Raw genomic sequence first — 6,847 nt, forward strand, 5'->3', positions numbered from 1 at the left:
CAGTTGCGCTCGCGTCACACACCACGGTCTACCGGATCAGGACCCGCCGCGAAGGTGAATCACACAGATTGATCACGACCGAATACGTGCCCTAGCGGCCGTCGTCCCCGGCCTCGGGGAGAGCGGACGCCCTGGTACTCACCCGCTCTGGCCGCCTGTCGAGCGCGCAGGTGTGTGCCCTGGTCGCCTCGCTCGACGCCGCGCCGAAGGGCGCGATGCGGTGTGTCAGCAACGCGCGCACGGTCACGGACGTGCGGTTCGCCTACCCGAGCGGGCCCGACGTCGAAGTCCGCATCGGAGTGGACAACCGCCGCAACGCCTCCAACGGCAGCCGGGACGCCAACGCCACCGCGGTCAGCGTCCCCGTGCCCCCGGGCTCGGCGCCGCGTGGGCCGGCGCCGAGCCCGTCGCCGTGATGACGGCAGGCGTGCCCCCGGCGTTCAGCCCCTGGAGGCGCCCAGGAAACGCAGCACGGCGAGCACCCGGCGGTGGTCCGCATCGGCCACCGGCAGGTCGAGTTTGGCGAAGATGTTGTTGATGTGCTTGGCCACCGCGCTCTCACTGACCGTCAGCGCCTCGGCGATGCCGGCGTTGGACCGGCCCTCCGCCATCAGGGCCAGCACCTCCCGCTCGCGCGGGGTCAGGGCGGCCAGGGGGTCGCCGCGGCGGAGCAGAAGTTGGGCGACGACCTGGGGGTCCAGCGCCGTTCCCCCCTCGGCCACCCGCCGTACCGCTGCTGCGAAGTCCTGGACATCGGCCACGCGTTGCTTGAGCAGGTAGCCCACTCCGCTCGTGTTGGTCGCCAACAGGTCAGCGGCGTACCGCTCCTCCACGTACTGCGAGAGCAGGACCACCGCCGTGCGCGGCCGGCGGCGGCGGATCACCGCGGCCGCCCGCACGCCCTCGTCGGTGAAGGTGGGCGGCATCCGGACGTCCACCAGAGCGAGTTCGGGCTGGTGCTCCTCGACGGCGGCCAACAGCGCTTCCGCATCGCCGACTTCCGCGACGACCTGGAAGCCGCCCATCTCCAGCACCTTGACCAGGCCGACCCGCAACAGCACCGAGTCCTCGGCGATCACCGCGCGCACGGCAGCTCCACCGTCACGGTCGTCGGTCCCCCGACGGGGCTGCTGAGCCGGAAGATGCCGTCGACGGAGCCCACCCGTTTGGCCAGCCCGCTCAACCCCGTACCACCGGAGGGGTCGGCGCCGCCCAGCCCGTCGTCGGTGACGTTCACCCGCAGGACCGTCCCGACCCGTCGGACCGTCACCTCGACCCGCGAGGCGCCGGCGTGCTTGGTCACGTTCGCCAGCGCCTCGGAGATCACGAAGTACGCAACCGACTCCACGGCGGGCGCCGCCCGTTCCGGCAGCTCGACCCGCAGGCGCACCGGCAGCGGAACTCGGGCGGCCAGTCCGGACAACGCCGCGTCCAGGCCCCGGTCTTCGAGCACAGCCGGGTGCAACCCGCGTACCAGATCGCCGAGTTCGGTGATCGCCGCTTTCGCCTCCAGGTGCGCTTCTGCCAGCACCTCACGGGCCTCGCCCGGCAGATCGGGGCGGGTGGCCATGGCCAGTCCCAGGTTGACCGCCAGCGAGACCAGCCGCTGCTGGGTGCCGTCGTGCAGGTCGCGCTCGATCCGGCGGCGCTCGGCATCGACCGCCTCGATCAGGTCGGTGCGGCTGCCCGCCAGGTACGCGACCCGCTCCTGGAGCCGATCGGCCCGGCTGGGTCCGAGCAGCGCCGCGGCGGAGCGCGACTCCGCCCGGGCCACCACCCCGGCGAGCCAGGGCAGGAGGGACAGCAGAAAGAGGCCGAGCACGGTGTAGCACGGCATCAGCGTCGCCCAGCCGAACCAGTCGCGCCGCACCCCGACCGGCAGCGCCCACACCCAGCCGTACCCGGTGGCGCCCGCCAGACCCACCACCGCCGCCACCAGCACCAATAGCTCCGACAAGGCCACCAGCGGGCCCAGCAGCAGGTGGTACCCGACCTGGCGCCAGGCGCGCGGCGAGGAGAGCCACCGCAGGGCCGTGGTCGGCGACCACCGCTGCGGCACGGGCGCCGAGCGACGGATGTCCACCCCGAGCAGCGCCCGGTGCCGGTATCGCTGAACCACCGTCAGCACCGGGACGCCGCTCAGGACCAGGGCGACAGGCACCGGGAGCACGAGCGCCCAGTTCCCTGTCCTGGCAGTGGTCGCCGTGCCCCAGGACCACACGGGGACCAGCGCCAGGTGCAGTGGGACACCCGTGGCCAGGAAGCCGGTGTCCCGCCGCGCCCGCCGCGCCAGGCGCCCCAACCGGGGTTGAATCGTCATGGCTCGACGTTAGAGCACCTCAACACGGGCCTGCCATGGATCTTGTATCCGCATCCATGGTGAATCCAGTACCACCACGCCGGGGCCGGGTCTCGGAGGACGTTGAGTCCCGTTTTTGACGGTTCGGTATCGCTCGATCATGGGGTCAACTGTGGTTCCGGGGAACCTGCTGGATCCCAGGTCGTGCCGTAGTTGCCATGGGGCGACATGCGTATCCGAGTGATCTGACGGATGATCAGTGGGCCTTGGCGAGCCCGTGATCACGTCGTGGAAGCAGGAGTGAGTGGCGCGGTCGGCGATCGGCGATGCGGGCTAGTGCGACCTGCGGGAGGTCTTGCGCGCCAGTGGCGGGCCGTTGAGGTCGGCTCGGCGGGCTGATAGCAGGACGTATTCGCGACGTGCGGTATTTCAGCCTTGTGGGGGTCATCCGGTTGCTGTGAGGGCGGTGGCGGGGGTGTCGATGGTGGTCCATTCGGTGCCGTGGCCGGTCCATCGGGTGATGGTTTGGTGATCGGTGGAGAGCCGGTAGATGGTCTGGTCGTCGACGGCGAGGTCGGAGCCGGTCTCGCCAATGGGTGTCCAGTTCATGGGGGTGCCGTTGTACTTGAGGATCTGCCCGGTGGCGAGGTCGGTGATGAACAGGCCGGCGCCCCCGGCGTAGAGCTTGGTGGCGGAACCGCCGATGGGCTGCCACTGGTCAGCGGTGCCGGTCCACTGGTGGATCTGGGTGTGGTCGGTGCTGAGGCCGTAGAGGTGGGTGTTGTCGACGGCGAAGTCGGCGCCCGGGCCGCCGACGGGGGTCCAGTCGGCGGGGGTGGTGCCGGTGCCGTTGTAGTGGGTGATGACGCCGGTGGCGGGGTCGGTGGCGAACAGGCCGGCGCCGCCGGCGTAGAGCTTGGTGGCGGAGCTGCCGATGCGGGTCCACTGACCGGGGGAACCGTCCCAGCGCATGACGGCAGTGCCGTCTTCCTTGATGGCATACAACCGGTTGCCGGCGACGGCGAACTGGCGACCCTTGGAGCCGATCTTCGTCCACTGCCCGGGTGTGCCGTCGTAGTGGTAGATGTCGCCGGTGGCGGGGTCGGTGAGGAACAGGCCGGCGGGTCCGGCGATGAGGTCGTGGGCGGCGGGGCCGATGTCGGTCCAGGTGTTGCCCGTGCCGCTCCAGGCGCGGACGCGCTGCCGGTCGGCGGCGACGGCGTACAGGTGTCCGGGGGCGGGGTTCGCGGCCGCGGTGGGCGGCAGCGGCTGGGTCACCGTCGTCGTGGAGGCCTGCGGTTCGGACGGGCTTGCCGAGAGGTCGGACTGAGCGGGCGTGGCGACGGGACTTGAGAAGCTGGGCGCTGAGGCGACTTGGGTGGCCGAGGTGCCCGGTGCGCGCCCCGGGATGGCCGCGTTCGGGTTCCCGTCCTGCGGGTCGGAGGCCGAGCCGGCGAACCTGACCGCCAGCACGGTGCCGACGAGCACTGCCACGGCCCCGGCGATGGACAAGGCCACGACGGCGCGCCGCCCCTTGACCCGGGGCGGGGCGTGAAAGTGGTTGATCTGGGTGCCGCCCTGACCGGTGTGCGCGGCGGCCGGGCCCTCGAAGGTGTTCCCGGCCACCGCGCCGCGATCCGGTGGTGGCTGTGGGTGCGAGCCGCCCATACCGCTACTTGAAGTTGTTGGTCTGCGTGCTGTGCGCGCCGGTCTGGATCGCGGTCGGGCCCGAGAAGGTGTTCCCGCTCAGCGTGGTACCGCCGGCATTGCCCGGTGTTTCCTCCGCTTGCAGGCGGCCCACCGCTTCCCGCAGCACCTTCGCAAACTCGGGATCGTTGTCGACGGCGTCCTGCAAGGTGAACTGGAGCCACTGCCGGGTGCCCGGGCTGAGTTCCTCCGCGCCGGTCTCGACCTCCTCATCGACCTTGGCCAGCGCCCGGTCCTGACCGAGTCTGCGGCTGATCACCTCGTGCAGATGATCCATGGCCGTGTCTGTCGCGTAGTCGAACTCGGCATCGGCCCGCCCCGCCACTCGCCGGACTTTGCGCGTGGCCCAAGCGGCCAGCCACCCCACCGCCACCTCGACAATCCCCGTCACCGATCCCCCTAGGAAAGAGCTGACGAAACGTCACCGGACAGACATTACATCGGTCCGGCGGGACGGCCGCAATGGTCCAGCAGGCCCCGATCAGCCCCGACCCAGGGCCCGCCCGGGGACAGCCCCCCGGTGTGGGCCGACAGCGGCCGCAGAGCACTGCGGGTGCCGAATGGTCATCCGCGGGTCATGCGGCATGTTGGTACTCGTGGAGTGTGCCGCCGAGTCGGTCTCGTCGGAGGACCTCCAGCTGTGTGACGTGCCCTGGCGGATTGATCGGTTCACCACCCACCGCGCCTGGAGCACGACGGCTCCATCACCGCCGGTCGCAAGACCTGGCCCACCGACCAGGTCGGGATGCCGGCCGAAGAGGTGGAGCTTCGGGTGTTCGGCAACGGCAAGTACATCGGCCGGTTCATGCTCGACCCGGTGCCCGGCAGCATGCCCGACCGGCAAGCCCTGCTCGTCGCGGTGACCCTCGCCGACCAGGCCGGGGCCGCGATGGACCTCTCGCCCCGGTCCGCGAAGGCCACCTGAGCGCGCGGCCCGGTCCGCCAGCTCACCATGGTCATCACCTGGTCAAGAGAACCTGGTCGACACCAAGCTGGACCTGCTGCCCGAAGTCGTCGGTGATCCGGACGCCGTCACTGCGATTTGCGTGCGCTGGACGTGTTCACTCGATTGGGTGAGGGTATGCAAGGTCGACGAACACGATTCGATGGCCCCGCTAACCCTTAGCGTCCGTGGATTTGGTCAGCTAGTACTCCAGCAGGACTTCGACGTTTTGCCTGCTCAGAGGCTGCGTGGTGAGTGTAGTGGGCTGATGGCCATCAGGGGCCATCTTCAGGAGGCCGCCCCTCGATCATGTGCAGCCGGCGTTGGCAGTGGCAGCGGCGGGCTTCGCGTCGATGTCGGCGGCGATCGACGCCACCCGCTACCTGTCGAGCCGTGCCGGAGGAGCGCGGATCGGTGGTGGGGCGAGCACCGTGAAACGCTGGCGCCGACGGCTCTCATCGTGAGGCCGTGCGGTGGCCAAGTGGAGTAACCAGGCACAGCGTCAGAAGCTCCCGTTCTCATCGTCGACCGGCCCGGCGACGTGGCCCGCGACCTGTTCGCCGCCCGCGACGCCGACCAGGCCGCCATCCTCGCCGCCGGCCTGGGTGCCGAGTTCACCGACATTGAGTGGGCCGATCTCGACATCGACTGACGCCCGACGACACGCAGACGCCGCCGACCGGAGGTCGCCTTCCTGGTGCAGGTGATCGAGGCAGTCCTGACCCGGCACCTTGGGCTGGTCAGCGGCCGGGGAATGCGAGAAGCCCTCGGACCGTGGCCGGTCCGGGGGCTTTCGGTGTCCGGGGGGTGACATCGGCCGGTCGCGGTGAGGGTTGGCGTGACTCAGGACGCCCGGGTGCGGCGGCGTGTGCGATAGGTCGTCAGTGCGGCGGCTGTGAGGGCGGCCAGGGCGAGAGTCAGACCGGCTACCAGGACAGGGTTGACCCAGGACGGGACCAGTTCGCCGTCGGGACCGCAGCGCATGCTCAGTGGGAACGTCCGGGTGGTGATCCGGTCCTCCGGAAAGCCTCGGACGCCGCAGTACTTGCGGGCGGACATCCACACCGGACCGGACATCAGACCGGTGCTGACGGCCTCGTAAGCCGCGCAGAGACCCAGGAGGGACAGCCGGACGAGTGTGCCGGTGTCGAGGCCCGGCCGTCGTTCGCGACGGGCGCGCAGTACCCGGTGCGCGACCACGAGGGCACCGATCAGGAAGAGGACAGGTGCGATCACCGGGCCGAAGAACACGAGGCAGGCAACGACCGCGTAGGCATCATCGGCACCGGAGGCCGTCTGGAGCAGAGAGAGCGCTTGGGACACGAACAGCGGACGCGCCGCCGCTGCCGAACGGTTCCCCGAGCAGGGCTGCGCCCACCGATGCGCCGACAAGCGGTACCGGACGCCGGTGCCGGCCCGTAGCCGGGTGACCGCGGTGTTCGCGGAACCGTCGAGCAGCAGGGCGTCGAGTTTGCCGCGGGCGGCCTCGGTGGAGGCGGTGCGAGCGGCGAGGGCGTCGGCGCGGTACTCGCCTCCTGGCCGGCCCGGGCGGTGAGGCGGTCCAGGAGCAGCGGGATGTGCCGCAGCGCCCACGCGGCGGTGTGCATCACCGCGTCGCCCGGAGCCCGGCTGCGCCCCGCCGTCCCGATCGCGCGGCCCGCTCCGGACCCGGCCATGGCGACGGCCCGGCCGCCCGCGCGGGACCAAGATCACAGGTGGGTCACGCGCTCTTCACGCGGCGGCCGGATTCCGACACTCTTACGCTTCGTGCTCCAACGCCTTCGCATCGCCCTGACCCAGGTCGTCCTCCTCGCCGGTATCGCCGCCGTCTTCACGACGCTCGACCACGGCTTTCCGGCCTGGACCACGCTCGGCTTCGTGATCGGGGCGTTCTCCGG

The 6,847-nt window shown here is 70.8% G+C and carries 7 protein-coding genes; 2 read left to right on the top strand and 5 right to left on the bottom strand.

Going from position 1 to position 6,847, the window contains the following annotated elements:
* Nucleotides 1–170 precede the first annotated feature (170 nt).
* The gene (locus ACWCXH_RS39495) at nucleotides 171–416 is read left to right on the top strand and encodes a hypothetical protein (protein WP_449806351.1); all 246 of its coding nucleotides are present in this window, start codon (nucleotides 171–173) and stop codon (nucleotides 414–416) included.
* Between the two features lie 24 nt (nucleotides 417–440).
* Here ACWCXH_RS39495 and ACWCXH_RS39500 read toward each other — a convergent pair whose 3' ends face one another.
* From ACWCXH_RS39500 to ACWCXH_RS39515, 4 genes are all read right to left on the bottom strand, one after another.
* Nucleotides 441–1,088 (bottom strand): response regulator transcription factor, encoded by a 648-nt coding sequence (locus ACWCXH_RS39500; RefSeq protein WP_449806352.1) that lies wholly within the window; start codon nucleotides 1,086–1,088, stop codon nucleotides 441–443.
* Entirely contained in the window at nucleotides 1,076–2,320 is a 1,245-nt protein-coding gene (locus ACWCXH_RS39505; protein ID WP_449806353.1) for a histidine kinase, read from the bottom strand. The genes ACWCXH_RS39500 and ACWCXH_RS39505 overlap by 13 nt, the downstream gene beginning before the upstream one ends.
* A gap of 423 nt (nucleotides 2,321–2,743) precedes the next feature.
* Nucleotides 2,744–3,925 carry a hypothetical protein gene (locus ACWCXH_RS39510; protein WP_449806354.1) on the bottom strand — a complete coding sequence of 394 codons (1,182 nt, stop codon included), beginning with the start codon at nucleotides 3,923–3,925 and terminating at the stop codon, nucleotides 2,744–2,746.
* Between the two features lie 46 nt (nucleotides 3,926–3,971).
* Nucleotides 3,972–4,397, bottom strand: a complete 426-nt coding sequence (locus ACWCXH_RS39515; RefSeq protein ID WP_449806355.1) for a hypothetical protein — start codon at nucleotides 4,395–4,397, stop codon at nucleotides 3,972–3,974.
* Between the two features lie 354 nt (nucleotides 4,398–4,751).
* On the opposite strand from ACWCXH_RS39515, the gene ACWCXH_RS39520 reads away from it, so the two are divergent.
* A complete protein-coding gene (locus ACWCXH_RS39520; RefSeq protein WP_449806356.1) occupies nucleotides 4,752–4,931 on the top strand; it encodes a hypothetical protein in 180 nt (59 codons plus the stop codon).
* An 861-nt stretch (nucleotides 4,932–5,792) separates the two neighbouring features.
* Here the strand turns inward: ACWCXH_RS39520 and ACWCXH_RS39525 are convergent.
* Nucleotides 5,793–6,542, bottom strand: a complete 750-nt coding sequence (locus ACWCXH_RS39525) for a hypothetical protein (protein WP_449806357.1) — start codon at nucleotides 6,540–6,542, stop codon at nucleotides 5,793–5,795.
* Nucleotides 6,543–6,847 lie beyond the last annotated feature (305 nt).

This window comes from Kitasatospora sp. NPDC001660 (assembly GCF_053596725.1).